Raw genomic sequence first — 14,844 nt, 5'->3', positions numbered from 1 at the left:
GACTTCTGCTCCTCGGGCTCGGGACGGCTGGTTGAACCTGGACAGACAGCTTTCGAGCTTACCGGTTGCGTACATCTTTCCGAAGCGGACATAGGCCGGGCGATGCGGACAGCGCCGTTGTCCGTGCCGAGTCCCTCGACCGCAGCGTGCGTCTGGGCGATCGTCTAGACAGGAGCCGCCGAGAGCGTTGCCCGGCAACGCTTCCACGCTCCCCACGGTGCTGTCCGGTGAAGGTCAGCACCCCACGAACTGGCCCGGGGCGGGCGCGGCGAGCCCGGTAGCTCCCCGCGACGGGTGATCGAACAACCCGCCCGCCCCGGCGCCATCCACGACGACAACCCGCATTGCGGGTCCTCGATCGGAAGGAACTGTCAGTGGCTCCGAAACGCAGCTGGCCCGCCTGCGCGGCTCGCGAGCGTTCGAGCAACCCACGGGCGTGGTGCTGGAGCGCGGCCCCGGCGCTCGTTCGTGGTCCGGGCGAGTCAGACGGCGGAAAGCGGTGAGTGAGCTTGAGGAGGCGTACGAGCGGGAGCGGCGGCTGCTGGATGAGCTGGCGGCCAGCATCGCGTCGTACCGGAGTGGCTCGCGCCGGATCTACGGGCAGTGGGGTGTGGCCGGGGAGCTGCTGCGGATCTTGACCAACCCGTTCGATGGCCGGCACGAGGCGCGGTCGCAGACGTTGCGGAGGGCGCTGGTGGCGGGTGTCCTCGCCGAGCTGGTGCTGGCCGGCCGGGCGAGCTGTATGGACGCCAGCGTCGCCGATCTGGTTCGGTCTGGGCGCCGCCGGCAGCGGCGGGTGCCGGGCGCGGTGTTCGTGGACACGCGTCGCGACACCGACGGGGTGTTGGCGGTGACGCGTCGATCCGATGCCGCGCATCGCTGGGTGGCAGAAAGCGTGCTGCGCCAGCGCCAGCCGCGCACGGCCCGAGACTGGATCGTGGATCTCGCCGAACGCAAGAGCCCGCGCCGCGAATACAGCGAGCCGCGGCTGGGCTTCGAGATCGAGGACCTGGTTGCCGACCGCCTCGTCCGGGCCGGCGTGGCGCGCCGCTCACGCGGTCCCCGCGGCCAGATCCGACTGTTGCCGGCCGACGGGCACCTGACCGGAGCGCTCAACGCAACCGTCCGGATCCCGCGGATGATTTCGCGTGGCGCCAAGCTGTCGACCGAAGATGCCGTGATCGCCGCGCTGATGGACCGGGTCGGGCTCTCGCGCCGGATCCGCCGCGACACTACGTACAGGGACGTCAGCCTCGCATCGACGCTGCCGCTGCTGCCGGCAGATCTGCGGCGGCTCGTGCAGCACGCGTACGCGGCGTTTGCCCGCGACGCCGCTACCGCAATATAACCCTTTCATCCATTCTTATTATCGAATGTCTCTTTGTGAAGGAGCGGCAATGGCGCATCCGGCTGTACTGAGACCCAACCAGCTGTCCACCGTGCATACGACCGTGTTCATCATGAGCTCGCAGGCGCCGTTGACGGTGCTGTGCGGCGTGGTCACCACCATGTACGCCGCGACGCAGGTCACCGCGGTCCCGTGGGCGTTCGTCGTGGTGGCCGGCGTGATCGGCCTGTTCCTGCCCGGCTATCTGGCGATGAGCAAACGCACCGCCAACCCCGGCGCCTTCTACTCGATCATCGCCCATGGACTGTCCCGGTCGGTGGCGCTGGCCGCCGGCCCCATCGCCTACCTCGCCTACGTCGCATTGCAAGTCGGCCTGTACGGGCTGATCGGCCCGTTCGTGTCTGGCGTGCTGTCGGGCTGGACCGGTCTGCACATCACGACCCTGCAGGTGCAACTCGCCGCCTGGGCGCTGGTGCTGATCTCCGGGCTGTTCCGGATCAAGATCACCGGCTGGTTCGTCTCGACGCTGATGCTCTGCGAGGTTGCCCTCGTGGTCGTGCTGGACGCCTTCCTCGCCCCGCACCCGTACCAGGGCACCCCGCAGTGGGGCACGCTCAACCCGGCGCACCTGCTCGGCGGCACGGCCGGCGGGGTCGCGACCACGGTGTGCATCGCGTTCCTCGCGTTCGTCGGGGTCGAGCTGGGTGTGGTGATGCAGTCCGAGACCCGCAACCGCAAGCGGGCCATCGTGCGCGGCACCGTGACCGCGATGCTTCTCATCACCGCGCTCTATTCGCTGACGTCCTGGCTGATGGGCTGGGTCGCCGGCGACCACAACCTGGTGCACCGCGCGCAGGCCGAAGCGCAGAGCCTGCTGTTCGACCTGGCCCGCCCCTACGTCGGACCAGTGATCATCGACGTCGCGAACGCACTGTTCGGCACGTCGGTGCTGATCGCGCTGATCACGTTCGCGATGACCTGCAACCGGTACGCGTTCTCCCTGGCGCGAGAAGGGTTCTGGTTCCCCGCCGCGGTCGGCCGCCCCAGCATCCGGCAGGGCGTACCGGCCACCGCGGCCCTCCTGCAGGCAGGGATCGGGCTGGCGGCCATCGGCGTCTGGTACGTGGCCGGCTGGGACCCGCTGGTGACCCTGTTCTACTACGGCGGCACCCTCGGCGGGTTCATGGTCATGGTGCTGTTCGCGCTGGTGAGCCTGTCGGTGTTCGTCTACTTCCGCCGCCGCATTCGTGGCGGGGAGCGCGATGCCGAGTGGTCTGCGGTTCGTGCGGTGCTGCCGTTGACCGCGTTCGTGCTGCTGAGCGTGATGGTCGTGCTGTCGGTGATCAACTACGACGTCCTGCTCGGCGTGGCCCCCGGCAGTCTGTTGCGCTGGATCCTGCCCGCGATCCCCTTCGCCCTGCTCGTCGTGCTGGGAGCGCTGGGCTTGGTGCTGCGGCGAGTACGGCCGCAGCAGTGGCGGCGCATCGGACTCGGAACCGACGCAGACCTCGCCGACGACGCCCAGACCGAAGGAGCCCTGGCATGACGATCGTGCGCGTCGCCCGCGAACAGGACCGCGACCGGATCGTCGAGCTCATCGACACCAGCTTCTTCCACCTCGACGCCAACCGCTGGCTGGTCCCGGAAGTCGGGCAGCGTTCGGCGATCATGCGCGGCTACTTCGCCATCCACGTCGCCCACGCCCTGTCCCACGGCGCCTCCGCGCAGGTCGCCCTCGATGACACATCCAGCGCGATCGTCGGCGTCGCGCTCTGGTACGCCAGCGACGATCCCGGACCGGCCGACTACGACCGCCGCGTCGCCTCGGTCGTCGGCGAACCGAGGCTGCAGCGGTTCCTGGAATTCGACGAACTGCTGCACCACCACACACCCGCCACCGCCCACGACTACCTCGGATTCCTGGCCGTTGCCCCCGAATACCAAGCACGAGGAATCGGCGGCCGGCTCCTGCGCGAGCACCACCGCCGGCTCGACCACCAGGCACGGCCCGCCTACCTCGTCGCCTCCAATCAGCACAGCGCACGCCTCTACGCCCGACACGGCTACCAGCCGCTGCCCGGCGCGCGCTACGAGCTACGGCTGCCGGCGGGTGGGTCGATGTACCGCATGTGGCGCACCCCGCCATCCACCAACTGATCCCGTGCGCGGCGCCTCCGACCGGTTGCCACACGGCTGCGCCGCACCATCCCCTATGGAAGGGCTGGACTGTTCATGCACACGACGGCACCAGCATCCACCACCGGAGCGGCGTGCGGCCGGATCGGAGCACCCGTCGTCTGGTCACAGCCGTGGGAACGGCTGCGGCTCGATGACCGGAGCGGATACATCGGCATCGCCCGCGCCGCCGACACCGCCCAACCCGACCGGTTCTGGTGCGGCGACGCCGACCCCGCCGGATTCTGCACCGCCCTGCAGTCCTGGTGGCTCAACGAAACCACCAACCCCTCCTGCGTCGCCGTCTACCCGACGTCCACCGCGGTGACAGCTGCATGGCTCACCACCCAGCAGGACCGACTGGCCGCAGGCTTGCCGGCGCACCCGTACAGGATCGAACCGATGCCGCTGGGCGCGCTCCGCGACTGGACAGCCGTGCCGGACCGGGTCCTTCTGGCGTCCGCCCGATGAGCCAGTGACCTGCCGCCCTACCAGGCGCTCTGCCGAGCTGACGGAAGCTGAGGCAGGCGCTGCCGGTGGCAGTGATGCGGTTCAGGCTGCCCCAGCATGCCGGCCCCCTGCCGGCCATCGAGCAGCGGTTGTGTCCTCTACGCGACTTGGACGCAGACGCCAGCTCACGGTGGCCGGGGGATACGGCGATGGCCGGTGCCCTGCTCGTCAGTTGTCTGGTGGAGGTTCGTCGGCGCCCTCGGGGAGGTAGCCGCAGAGCTGTGGTCCGCAGTTGGTCTTGTGGGCTCGGCTCCAGAGGTATGTGTCGCGTACTGTGGCGCGAGCGCGGTGAGCGAGTCGCAGCTGTTCTCGTCGCGGCAGGGTCGAGCGCAACGCTGTGAAGGTTGCCGGGAGTACGGCGATCATGGCGCTGACTTGCTCACCGTCGTACATCCGTAACAGTGCGGTGCACTTGCCACCAGCGGATCGTGCCGCCTTTGCCGTCGGTGTTGCCTGGCCAGTAGTAGTTGGCGGGGTCCGTCACGAGGTAGTGGACCCCGTCGGGGTCCAGGTGGGCTCGCCATGGTCCGCCGTGACCGATGCCGAGTCGCAGCCGTCCGGCTTCTGCGTACAGGGCGCAGACCGCGTCGGTGTCGAGGGCTTTGAGGACGTGCGCTTCCGCGGGCAACGGCAGGCGCCCGGCCGGGGCCCGAACCGGCCAGCGCCCCAGCAGAACGGTGATCTGCTGCCGCAGCGTCATCGGTGACGGGCCTGTGTGGTGCGCCGGCAATGGCGGTGGTGGTGTCCAGCGGCGCCCGTCTTGCTCGATGTGGCGCAGCATCCAGGCGCGTCCTTCCGGGCCGGTGGTGTGCCAGGTCCAGCCCATCGGCCGCTCGGCCATCGCCTGCTCACGGCTGCCGCCGGGGGCTCCCCGGCGGGACGGCCGCCACGGGCGCGGCCGGGCGATCGGTGGCAGGTTGTGACACAGATCTGCCAGGAACCTGATGCGCTCCAGGTCTTCCTCGGCGGAAGTGTTCTGCGGGCTGCGTCGAGCGTCGCCGGCCAGGTACCGAATCTCGGTGAACGCCTTGGCCGCCAGCATCGCGGCGATGTCCCGATCGAGCCGGGTCTCGCGCCGGCTCATGCCACGAGGTAGGCGCGGCCGGCAGCGGTGCCGCGGGTGGGTGCCGGTGGGGTCACAGCAGGGCCTCCAGCGCTTGCCGGATTCTGGAAAGTGTTTTCGGGAACGATGCCGCGACCTGTAGCAGCGATGCTGGGGAGCTTCCGCGTCGCTGTAGCCAGCGGCGTAGGGCCGTGTAGGCGAGGTCTGGGCCTTCGTGGTGGGCGAGGCGGAAGCTGTCGATGATGGTGCGTTCGGCTGAATACGTGGCCAGATGCAGCCCGTCCGCTGCGTCGAAGGTCTCGCGGCCGATGGTGAATGTGGTGGGGTCGAAGCTGTGCCAGGTGACGTGTTCGAATCCGGCGGGGTGGCGCTGGCCGCGTGGCAGGGCGATGTCGGTGCCGAACGGGATCTGGTCGGTCAGGTCGTGGTGTATCAGTGCGCTGGTCAGGCAGAGGGTGGCGGTGTTGCGCAGTGCGGTAGCGGCGGCCAGCGGCGCAAGGGTGGGGTCGATTGTCCCGGTGCGCACGTACACGGAGCGCCCGAGCCGTGCGATCCGGCCGGCGGTGAGCAACGCGTAGACCTGGTCCTTGCGGAGACCTGCTGCACGTGCATCGTCGAGGGTGAATGCGGGCGTTAGGGTCGAAACAGGCACGTTTTCACCTCCTGACTGTCTACACGTCCACGGTGTCTGTATACGGCTGGGAGTCACGTTGTCTGGGCAGGTCGCCGCGGTGGTCGAGCTGTCTGGGTTGCGTCGCGCTGAACCTGTGTGCACGTGCCGAGGTTTCATTCGTCGGAGGGGCAGGTGAGTTCTGCTCGTTCCGCCGGTGGCTCTGCCGAGTCGGTGGGTGATGGTGGGTCGAGCTTCCCGGCGCGGCCGGCGGCGAGGATGGTGCGGGCTTGGCGGGCGGTGATGCCGTGTCGTTGGGCGAGTGTGCTGGCGGTGTCGCCGGTGGCGAGGTGGTCGTTCCAGATGGTGTTCCAGTCCTGTTGGGCGCGTGGGGTTCTGGGCAGTCGCAGTGTGCTCGCGGTGTTCTCCCGGGTGGTGGTGTCGGGTTCTGATGCTGGGTGGGCCGGGTCGAGCAGGGTTGTGAGCAGTTTGATGGCGGTGGCGAAGGCGGCGGCGGGCCAGGCGGCGATGGTGCGGGCGATGGGGTCGGGTGGCGCGGCGGCGATGTTGGCGCCGATGGAGGCGAGGGTGCTGACGATCAGCGCGGCCCAGGCGAGCCTGTTACCGGCTCGGTTGTGGTGTCGGGGGGCGAGCACGGCGAGTGTGGCGACGACTTCGATGCCGTCGACGGTGAGGGGGATGGCGATGGCGGTCCATCCTGTTTCGGCGTGGGTTTGGGCGAGGTGGCGGATGTGGTCGTAGGAGATGGCGGCGGCCAGGAGGCCGAGCACGGCGACGGTGGCTTGCGCGAGGCGTTGCCGATGTTTCATTGGCCGCCCCGGTTGTCTCCGCTGTCGCGGTTCTGGTTGTCGGGTCGAGGGATCCAGCGGTCGATGGGCCGGGGGTCGGTGGTGAGGCTGATGGGTGCGGTGGGCAGTGTTGGCCAGCTGGGCGCCAGGTGCAGGTCGCCTGGGGCGGTGGGGATGTGGTTGGCCGGCTGTTGGGGGTGGTCGGCGAGGCGGCCGAGGTCTGCGAGGGTGTGGCGGCGCGGTTGGTGGTCGGGGTGGGTCGGCAGGGGCAGCCAGCAGCAGCCGGCGGGGTCGGCAGCGGTCGGGTAGGCGGCGGTGGCGATCAGCGGCAGGTTCTTGCCGTGCGCGGCGTGGGTAAGGGCTTGGCGGGCGTGGGTTTCGCGGCCGGGGCTGCCGAACACGAATAGGGCGCAGGGTGTGGGGGGTCCCGGGGCTCCGGTAACGCCGTTGGCCAGGCGTTGGTATTGGGTGAGTTTCTTGGTCAGTTGGGCGAGGTGTTCGGTGCCGGTGTCGTACTCGAGGAAGAAGTCGACCAGCTGCTGGTCCTGAACCCAGGTCCCGAAGCCGTCCGGCGCGAGTTTGATCAGCGACAGCCACTTCTCACACCAGTGACCGGGGGCCCACGTCGGTAGACAGGCGTCGGGGTGGTGGCGGGCAGTGGCGGCCAGGGTGGTGAAGAAGCTACTGGTGCCGGTCAGGTGGGGAAGGCGTTGGCTGGTGGCCCAGGCGAGGCGTTTGTCGACGCGGTGGCGGCGGTGGTCACGGTCGGGGACGTCGTGTTCGAGCAGGAACGCGCCGCCGGCGTCCAGCACGTAGTGGCAGGGGTGGGAGCCGGTGTCTCGGCGCGGCCGGAACCGGGCCAGGACGCGCAGGGTGGTGAGGGTGTGGAGGCGGGTGCGGGCGGTGGCTTCGGACCCGAAGCACAGCTGGGCGATCTGCGGGGTGGTCAGGACGCGGTGGGTGTCGACGAGGCTGGCGATGAGGCGGTCGCGGGCGCCGGCGCGGGTGGTGATGTCGAGGAGCCGGTCGTGGGTGAGCGGCGGTGTTTTTCGTTGAGGGGAAGTCATAGTTGAGTCCGGGTCCTTTCTGGGTCGGTGGACACGGCGGCTGTGCTGGGCGTTTGCGGCTGGTGGACCCGAGCGGTCAAAGCGCTTGCGGGATCGCGGGATGGACTGCTCGCTGGACTGCTTGCTGTACCGGTCGTGAGGGTTGGCGCAGCTACCGGTGCGGGGCACTGTCTGGCGCTGTGGTGATGGGACATGGTGGTCTCCTGTCACAGGGTTCGGCCTCGACGGGCCGTGGGAAAGTCGGGTTCCGGGCGCAAGTCGGCGCTCTGCTGGGGTGGTGATGTCGCAGCAGCGGGCTGCGGTGGCGTGGCTCGCCGCCGCGTCCGGGTGGACGGGCGGGGTCTGTTCCGCGGAATGATCCGGAATGGTTCCGGGTACCGCACAGCGAGGGTGGATCGTTCCGGAGCCGGCCGGCATCTGTTCCAGAACGCCGCCGTTCCTGTCGGCCGGTGACGCGGCAGGACGCGACCGTCGGAGCAGTGTGGTGCCAGACTCGCTACCTTCTATTGCCAGCGGGAGACCCAGATCGGACAGGCGCCCGGCTGGATTCACCCGCACGCGCCGATCGATCCCTCCGAACGGGCGACGAGCTCCCGCGTCAGGCCGGCCCGGCATCACCGCCGTAAGGCGGTGTTGCCCCAGGCTTGAACGGCGCCGGCGTGCGCGCTGCAGTCGAGATCGGGGTATTGGGCGCCTACCGCGCGATCTGAGCTCGGCGCCGGCGGATGCGCTGGGGCAAGCGCGGTGGCACGATCGGGCAGGTGCTGCGAAAGATCGACTGCGTGATGCTGCGGGTCCCGGATCTCGACGGTGCCGTCGACTACTACGGGCGGGTGTTCGGGCATGGGCAGTTGTGGCGTGATGAGGTGTCGGTGGGTATGGGCATGCCGGAGACTGACGCGGAAATCGTGCTGCACACTCTGGACCTGCCGCCCGGCCAGGGTGCACTACCTGGTCGACGATGTGCAAGCCGCGGTCGAACAGTGCCGCAGCCACGGGTGTGTGGTGCGCCGCGAGCCGTTCGCGATCGCGATCGGCTGGTGCGCGGTGCTCGAGGACCGTTCGGAAACACCATCTCGATCCTGGACACCAGCACAGGGCTCCGCAGGTAGCGGTGGATCGTTCCGGACCAGTCCGGAGCGTTCCGCGCGTGTTCCACACGATCTGCCCGCGGCATGGCCCAGATCTCGCGATCCGCAGAGGCGCTGGGTGTCTCGTGGCTCCGGGGCGGGGCTGTCCGAGACGACGATCGCGTTCCCAAGACGGTGTCAAGACCGTGTCATCTCTGATGCTCCCACGCGGATGCTCATCCTGGGATGGCCGCGACTCGGCGCCGTACCACCGGACCGCGAGACGTGATCTGCGACAGCTTGGCGTGGCGCGCTGGGCGACCGGGCCTCGCCGACATCGTTGACTCGTTGTCCTTCTTGCGGCCGGTCATGACCGGCTACTGGAGTTGGCGCGGGGGATGGTGGCGGCGGTGGCGTTGGCGGCGTCTTTGGCGAGTTGGGGGAGGACGCTGCTGTAGGTGTCGGCGGTCAGGGTGATGGTGGAGTGGCGGAGCATGGCTTGGACGACTTTGAGGTCGACGCCGGCGGCGAGGGCGAGGGTCGCGGCCCCGTGGCGCAGGTCGTGCAGCCGGATCGGTGGTAGTCCGGCGCGGGTGATCAGTCGGTCGAAGTGTGCGGTGACCCAGCCGGGTTGGAGTGGTTGGCCGTCGGGGTCGGTGAACAGCAGCCCGTGGGTGGGCCAATGTTCCGCGGATGCCAGGCGGCGTTTGGCTTGTTCCGTGCGGTGACGGCGCAGCACGGCGATCGTGTCGTCGTCGAGGGCGATGGTGGCGTCGGAGGATTCGGTTTTGGTACGTGCCAGGGTGGGGGTCTTGTGCTCTCCCAGCAGCTGCCAGCGGATGGTGATCTGTCCGGCGGCCAGGTCGAGGTCGTCGTCGTGCAGGCCGCAGGCTTCGCCGCGGCGTAGCCCGCGGTAGGCGACCAGATGAAACAGCGGGTAGAGCGGATCGTCGAGGATCGCGTCAAGGAACTGGCCGGTCTGTTCGGCGGTCCACACCATCACCTTGCCGGCAACGGTGGCGTCTTGTTCCCAGCGGCGGACCCGTTCGGGGGTCCAGACGAGGGGCCGGGGCCGGCGTGGTGAGGGTAGTTCGATGTGGGTGGCGGGGTTGGCGGCGATCAGGTCTTCGCGGATCGCGGCGTTGAGCGCGGCGCGGAGGGTGGCGCGGATGCGGTGCAGGGTGGTGGCGCCGGTGACCTTCTCCCCGCGCAGGGCGAGACAGGCCGCCTTGTCACCGGAGTCGCGGATGGCCTGCACGTAGTCGGCGCGGTCGATGATCGCCTGGATCATCGACGTGATGTGTTGACGCCGCAGCCGGTCGAGCCGCAGATGCCCCAGGTGCGGGATCAGGTGCCGGCGGATGTGCTCGGCGTACTTGCTGCGGGTCGAGTCGGCGATGTTGCGTTTCCCCGCCAGCCACTGGTCGAGCCACTCGCCGACGGTGGGTTGCCCGATCAACCTTGTGCCGGTCTGGAGAGCGCGGCGGACGGTGTCGATGTCAGGCAGCCGGCCGTCGGTGGCGACGGTGTGCTCGATCAGGTCGCCCAACTCGATGAGGCTGACGGTGTCGCTGCGGTCCGGGATGGCCAGCAGCGTGTTGAGCTGCAGCAGGTCGGTGGTGGCGTCGTCCTGGCTCAGATAGCCGGGATGACGCAGGGTGCGGCGCCTGCCGTCGGCGCGGCGCGGCAGGTCGCATTGGATGTGCCAATCGCCGTGCCGCGGGTTCCAGGACCCGTTAGCCCGCTTGAGCTGCGGGCAGCCCCGGCCGAGAAGGCGGCCGCTGTGAGAGTCTCGGCAGTTGCAGCGTTTGTAGACCGAACCTTTCACCAGACGCTGTCCCTTCCTGGTCGGTGTGGAGCCGTCGCGGCCAGTCGGGAGCGTCGTGGTGCCGCTGGCGGCGGGACGGCGGGAGCCATGACCGCTCGACTCCGCGGTGGTGTCAAGTCGAGTAGCCGGCGCTGCGGGCGCGCGCGACGGGCCGTGACGGGGGGCTGGGAGATGCCGTGTGGGAGGCCCGGTGGACCGGGCGAGCGGCTTGCTGTGGGTGGTCATGCTTTCTATTGCCAGCGACCCCCGCGAAATGGGACGGCGATGTTGCCCAGCTCACGGCGCGATCACCCGGTCGCGGGAAGCATGTCGGAGCGCCGGGGAGGCGCCGGAGGGCGGACCACCGGGTCGGCCGTGACGTTGTCGTCCTCGCGCACATGAGCGTCGTGACGCAAGCTGGGCCGGCTGCCATGGGCGCTGCGGGTTGGTCGCATGGGATGCGCCAGGCGGGTGAGGGACGCGCGGCCGGAGACAACGATGCGCCAGCGGTGGGTGAACGGCTCGTCTGCCACGGGCGCGGGAGCGGCGCCATAGGCAGCCGGCATCGCGCCTGGGTCGCGGGGCTGGGGTGAGACGGTGCCGGTGCTGGCGAGGCGCTGTGTGCGGTCGGTGCCCAGCGCCGGCACCGCGGTGGTCAGGTCGGTAGTCAGGCGGACGCGGCCGATCCGGACTCGGGCAGGTGCCCAGACCGTCACTGACGCCGGACAGGATGGGCCCGTCGGATGGCGGCAGCACCGGCCGGTTGGCGGGATCGGCGACAGGCATGTAGGCGTGCTGGTGGTGTCCATGCTTTCAATCGCCACCGACCCCCGCAGAATCTGACAGCGGTGTTGCCTGGCTCACAGCCGGATCACCCGGGACACGTATCAGAAGGCCGTGGCACCGACCCGGGCATGGAGCACACCGGAGCACACGGCCCACTTCAAGGCCGGCCGACAGGCCGGCGGGCATGGCGTTGCGGCCGGTCACGGCGCCGGGATTGGACAGTCGACTGCGTCGGCGATCCGGGCCGCGTGGTGCTCCGTTGATGCTCCGACCGCGTGACTCCAACATGCATCAACCGGCGCCAGACGACGCCAGTGATCGCTCCGGCTCCGAGCCGGCGGGTCGGAACCGGCGACCGGCACACACGGCGTCGCTGCAGGTCGGGGGCGGTTTGGGGGCTACCGGGGGGTTCGGCTTGCGGGGCGTCGGATAGGGTGACCGTCGCCGGGGCGGTAGCTCAGCCGGTTAGAGCAGGGGACTCATAATCCTTTGGCCGCGGGTTCGAGTCCCGCCCGCCCCACCACCAGGCACTGCAAGCGATCGGCGTCAGCGGCCGGTCGGGGTGCAAATGCAGGAGCGGTTGCCGTCCGCATCTTCGACCACCCAGTACGCCGGGGCCGCGGCGTCGCTGACCAGGCGGCCACCGGCGTTCAGGACGGCGCTGAGCCGGCGCTCGCCTTCGTCGTGGCCGACCCAGACGTCGAAGTGCCAGCGCTGCTCGAACGGTTGCGCCGGCAGCGCCGGGCCATCGTTGTCCTCGCTCGGGTCCTGCCACCACACTGTCGGTACCTGCCCGCTGCGGTCGACCGGTTCACCGTCGGTGACCTCGCCGCCGAGCAGCGCCGCATAGTACGGGCCGAGCCGGGTGCCGGCCGCGGTGTCCAGGCCGAGTTCGAGCTGGGTCAGCCCGCCGGCGTCCGGCGTGGCGCCGAGTCGGGCGGCGAGCCGGCTGATCTCGCCGGCCAGATCGGCGTCGCGCCGGGTGATGCCGGGCCCGTCGGGGCTCGACACCGTCACCACCACGTCCGCGCCGGTGAGGGTGAGGTCCGGGTAGTGGTTCGCGGCCGCGGCAGCCTGCCCGATCGCGTTCGCCAGCGCGAATCCGGTGGCGGGGTCGCCGGTCCGGAACCGCGCCTTGAGCCGGCCGAGGATCTGTCGCCAGTCGTCGAGTCCCGCCTCGGCGAGTTGGGCCGCGCTCAGCTGCTGCTCGTCCATCGTTCGCTCCGTTCCCTGGTGCGCCGTGGTGGCCCACGCTAGGCGAGGTACCGGACGAATCGCGTCCGGTACGCCGCGGCCCTGGTGATGAAGCCCGGTCGGCAGCGGTATCTGACGAGCCTGGCCCGGTATGCCGTTGCGTCGCTGAGGCCGGCGACAGGCCCGGGCATGCCGTGGCCGGACCCGCCAGGGCCGGGCATGCCGAGGCCGGAAGCGCCAGGCCCGGGCATGCCGGGCCGCAAGCGTCGGGGCGGGAAGCGCCGGGCCCGAGCATGCCCGGGCCGCAAGCGTCGGGGCGGGAAGCGCCGGGGCCAGGGAAGCCGTGGCGGGATGTGCCGGGCCGGGGCACGCCGGCCCGGGTACGCCGAGCCGGATGGGTCGGCGCCGGGCGTGCCGGGGCCATGCGTGCCGGGGCCACGGGTGCCGGGGCCGGGGCAGGCTGGCGCCGAGCGGGCCGTGGCTGGGCGGGCCGGGACGGTGGGTGGCCGCCGAGGGCGCCGGACTGCGGTACCAGAGCGCGGGGCAGCTGGCGCCAGAGCACCGTCAGAGGGTGACCGGGGTACCGCCGACCCGGACCTCGGTGGCCCCGATGGGCAGTACGGCGGCGTCGTGCCCGGCGTCGTGCCAGCTGCCGCTGCCGGTGCGGTACGCGAGGGTCTTGCCCTTGGCGGCGACCACCCAGGCGTCCGGCAGCTTCCACTTGACCGGTAGTACCGCCTTCCGGGAGGCCACGCCGACGTAGTGCACGGTCGTGCCGTTGACCACGACGTACACGTGGCTCGGCTCGCTGTCGTACTGGACCTCGCCGAGCACGAACCGCTGCGTCGAGGTCTGTCCGTAGACGACCCACGGGGTCAGCGTCGACACCGCCGGCCACGGTTGCAGGGGATCGGCGTAGCGGCTGGCGTTGAACTCCTTCTGGAACAGCTTCGCCGCGCCGCCGCGCCGTGCCCAGTCGAGCTGCGCGGCGTTGGCGGTGGCCGGGATCGCGGTCGGTGCGGGCGCGTTGCCCAGCGGTTCCGGCCGGGCACCCCAGTCGAGGGTGTTGTCCCGGACCGTCGGTGGCGTCATCGGCGTCGGGGAGCCGACGATCTGGTTCGCGGTCGGATGGGTGCTGGCGGCCACCAGCATCGTGTCGCCGCGCGCCACCGGCAGTACCGCGGCGCCGCCGGAGAAGTGCACGCGGTGCCAGATTCGGCTGGTTGCCTTGGGGCCGAAGGAATGCCGGGTCGAGTAGTAGGCGGGGGCGCCGACGTCGATCGCGATCATCAGCCGGTTGCCGAACGCCGGTTCGGCGAGCCCCCGGGTGCCCGGGTCGAGTACCACGGCGTCCGCGGCCTTGAACGCGCCGGCACCGGTACGGGTGAGCAGGCTGACGGCGACCTGGCGCACCGTGGACTTGTCGCGCCCGGTGCCGGCCACCCGGTGCCCGACGATCGCGGCGTCGCCGTACCGGGTGCGGCCGATCCAGATGACGTGGCCCTGCGCCAGGCCGTGGGTTTCCCCGGAGTAGCCGCGCTGGGCGGCGGCGACCGCGGCTTCGTCGTGCGCGAGGTTTCCCCGGGCCGGGCGATCGAGCAACCCGCTGACGCTCTTGGCGGCGGCGTCCACCCGGTCCGGGTGGGTCGCGGCGCGGTACCCGGCGACCGTGGCGAGCAGCGCGAACACCAGCACGGCGGCGGTGATGCCGCCGGTGGTGGCGCGGCGGCGGCGCTGCCGTCGCTGGCCACCGTGGCGGGCCCGGGCGACGATGTCGTCGGCCGGTACGAGGTGTGCGGTGGCGTCCTGCAGCGCCCGGTGCAGCTGGTCGGTACTCATCGTTCGCTCCTTGTGCCGGTGTCGGACGAGGGGACGAACACGTCCGGCAGGGTGCTGCGAAGATGCGCGAGGGCACGCGAGGTGTGGCTCTTGACGGTGCCGACCGAGCAGCCCATGATTCGGGCGGTGTCGGCCTCGGACAGGTCGTCCAGGTAGCGCAGCACGACGGCGGCGCGTTGCCGCATCGGCAGGTCACGCAGCGCGTGCAGCACCGCGCCGCGGACGGCCAGCTGGTCGGCGTGGTCGTCGACCGCCTCGTCGGCGTGCTCGTACAGTGGCGCTTCCCGCACCCGCCGGGATCGCCGGCGCCAGCGGTTGATCGCCTGGTTGGTCAGGATCCGCCGCGCGTACGCCTCGGGTGCCCCGTCGATCCGCCGCCACTTGACGTAGAGCCGCTCCAGTACCTCCTGGAGCAGGTCCTCCGCCTCCTGCCGGTCGGTGGTCAACAGGTACGCCGAACGCAGCAGCGCCGCCGACCGGGCTCGGACGAACTCGTCGAACCCCGTCCGTGCATCGCCCATCGCACCTCCCGTCCTCACCAGGTACGACACCGGCGGCCGTACCGA

The 14,844-nt window shown here is 70.5% G+C and carries 13 protein-coding genes and 1 tRNA gene; 6 read left to right on the top strand and 8 right to left on the bottom strand.

The window, feature by feature from the left end; translation table 11 throughout:
- Window positions 1-436 precede the first annotated feature (436 nt).
- The 4 genes from Athai_RS19065 to Athai_RS19050 all read left to right on the top strand — a co-directional run bounded on the left by Athai_RS19065 (window position 437) and on the right by Athai_RS19050 (window position 3,994).
- Window positions 437-1,348: a GPP34 family phosphoprotein gene (locus Athai_RS19065; RefSeq protein WP_203962748.1), complete on the top strand. Its 912-nt coding sequence runs from the start codon at window positions 437-439 to the stop codon at window positions 1,346-1,348.
- Between the two features lie 49 nt (window positions 1,349-1,397).
- A complete protein-coding gene (locus Athai_RS19060; protein ID WP_203962747.1) occupies window positions 1,398-2,894 on the top strand; it encodes an APC family permease in 1,497 nt (498 codons plus the stop codon).
- Window positions 2,891-3,505, top strand: a complete 615-nt coding sequence (locus Athai_RS19055) for a GNAT family N-acetyltransferase (RefSeq protein WP_203962746.1) — start codon at window positions 2,891-2,893, stop codon at window positions 3,503-3,505. The genes Athai_RS19060 and Athai_RS19055 overlap by 4 nt, the downstream gene beginning before the upstream one ends.
- Before the next feature lie 75 nt (window positions 3,506-3,580).
- The gene (locus tag Athai_RS19050; RefSeq protein WP_203962745.1) at window positions 3,581-3,994 is read left to right on the top strand and encodes a hypothetical protein; all 414 of its coding nucleotides are present in this window, start codon (window positions 3,581-3,583) and stop codon (window positions 3,992-3,994) included.
- Between the two features lie 418 nt (window positions 3,995-4,412).
- Here Athai_RS19050 and Athai_RS19045 read toward each other — a convergent pair whose 3' ends face one another.
- From Athai_RS19045 to Athai_RS19030, 4 genes are all read right to left on the bottom strand, one after another.
- Window positions 4,413-5,117 carry a hypothetical protein gene (locus Athai_RS19045; protein ID WP_203962744.1) on the bottom strand — a complete coding sequence of 235 codons (705 nt, stop codon included), beginning with the start codon at window positions 5,115-5,117 and terminating at the stop codon, window positions 4,413-4,415.
- 52 nt (window positions 5,118-5,169) lie between these two features.
- Entirely contained in the window at window positions 5,170-5,748 is a 579-nt protein-coding gene (locus Athai_RS19040; RefSeq protein ID WP_203962743.1) for a type IV toxin-antitoxin system AbiEi family antitoxin domain-containing protein, read from the bottom strand.
- 134 nt (window positions 5,749-5,882) lie between these two features.
- Entirely contained in the window at window positions 5,883-6,536 is a 654-nt protein-coding gene (locus Athai_RS19035) for a DUF2637 domain-containing protein (protein WP_203962742.1), read from the bottom strand.
- Entirely contained in the window at window positions 6,533-7,582 is a 1,050-nt protein-coding gene (locus Athai_RS19030; protein ID WP_203962741.1) for a replication-relaxation family protein, read from the bottom strand. Before Athai_RS19030 ends, Athai_RS19035 begins: the two co-directional genes overlap by 4 nt.
- 761 nt (window positions 7,583-8,343) lie before the next feature.
- Here Athai_RS19030 and Athai_RS19025 point away from each other — a divergent pair.
- Entirely contained in the window at window positions 8,344-8,694 is a 351-nt protein-coding gene (locus tag Athai_RS19025; RefSeq protein ID WP_203962740.1) for a VOC family protein, read from the top strand.
- Window positions 8,695-9,019: 325 nt separating this feature from the next.
- Here the strand turns inward: Athai_RS19025 and Athai_RS19020 are convergent, their stop codons facing one another.
- Window positions 9,020-10,480: a site-specific integrase gene (locus Athai_RS19020; RefSeq protein WP_203962739.1), complete on the bottom strand. Its 1,461-nt coding sequence runs from the start codon at window positions 10,478-10,480 to the stop codon at window positions 9,020-9,022.
- Window positions 10,481-11,691: 1,211 nt separating this feature from the next.
- On the opposite strand from Athai_RS19020, the gene Athai_RS19015 reads away from it, so the two are divergent.
- Window positions 11,692-11,768 (top strand) — tRNA-Ile (locus tag Athai_RS19015).
- Window positions 11,769-11,791: 23 nt separating this feature from the next.
- Here the strand turns inward: Athai_RS19015 and Athai_RS19010 are convergent.
- The 3 genes from Athai_RS19010 to Athai_RS19000 form a co-directional block, all read right to left on the bottom strand.
- Window positions 11,792-12,460, bottom strand: a complete 669-nt coding sequence (locus Athai_RS19010) for a 4a-hydroxytetrahydrobiopterin dehydratase (protein ID WP_203962738.1) — start codon at window positions 12,458-12,460, stop codon at window positions 11,792-11,794.
- Window positions 12,461-13,003: 543 nt separating this feature from the next.
- On the bottom strand, window positions 13,004-14,278 hold the full coding sequence (locus Athai_RS19005; RefSeq protein WP_203962737.1) for a hypothetical protein: 1,275 nt from the start codon (window positions 14,276-14,278) through the stop codon (window positions 13,004-13,006).
- Entirely contained in the window at window positions 14,275-14,799 is a 525-nt protein-coding gene (locus Athai_RS19000) for a SigE family RNA polymerase sigma factor (protein WP_203962736.1), read from the bottom strand. The genes Athai_RS19005 and Athai_RS19000 overlap by 4 nt, the downstream gene beginning before the upstream one ends.
- Window positions 14,800-14,844: the final 45 nt, after the last annotated feature.

The organism is Actinocatenispora thailandica (assembly GCF_016865425.1).
GTDB lineage: Bacteria > Actinomycetota > Actinomycetes > Mycobacteriales > Micromonosporaceae > Actinocatenispora > Actinocatenispora thailandica.
The sequence above is the reverse complement of the archived record's forward strand: the minus strand, read 5'-3'. Positions and strand labels throughout refer to the sequence as shown.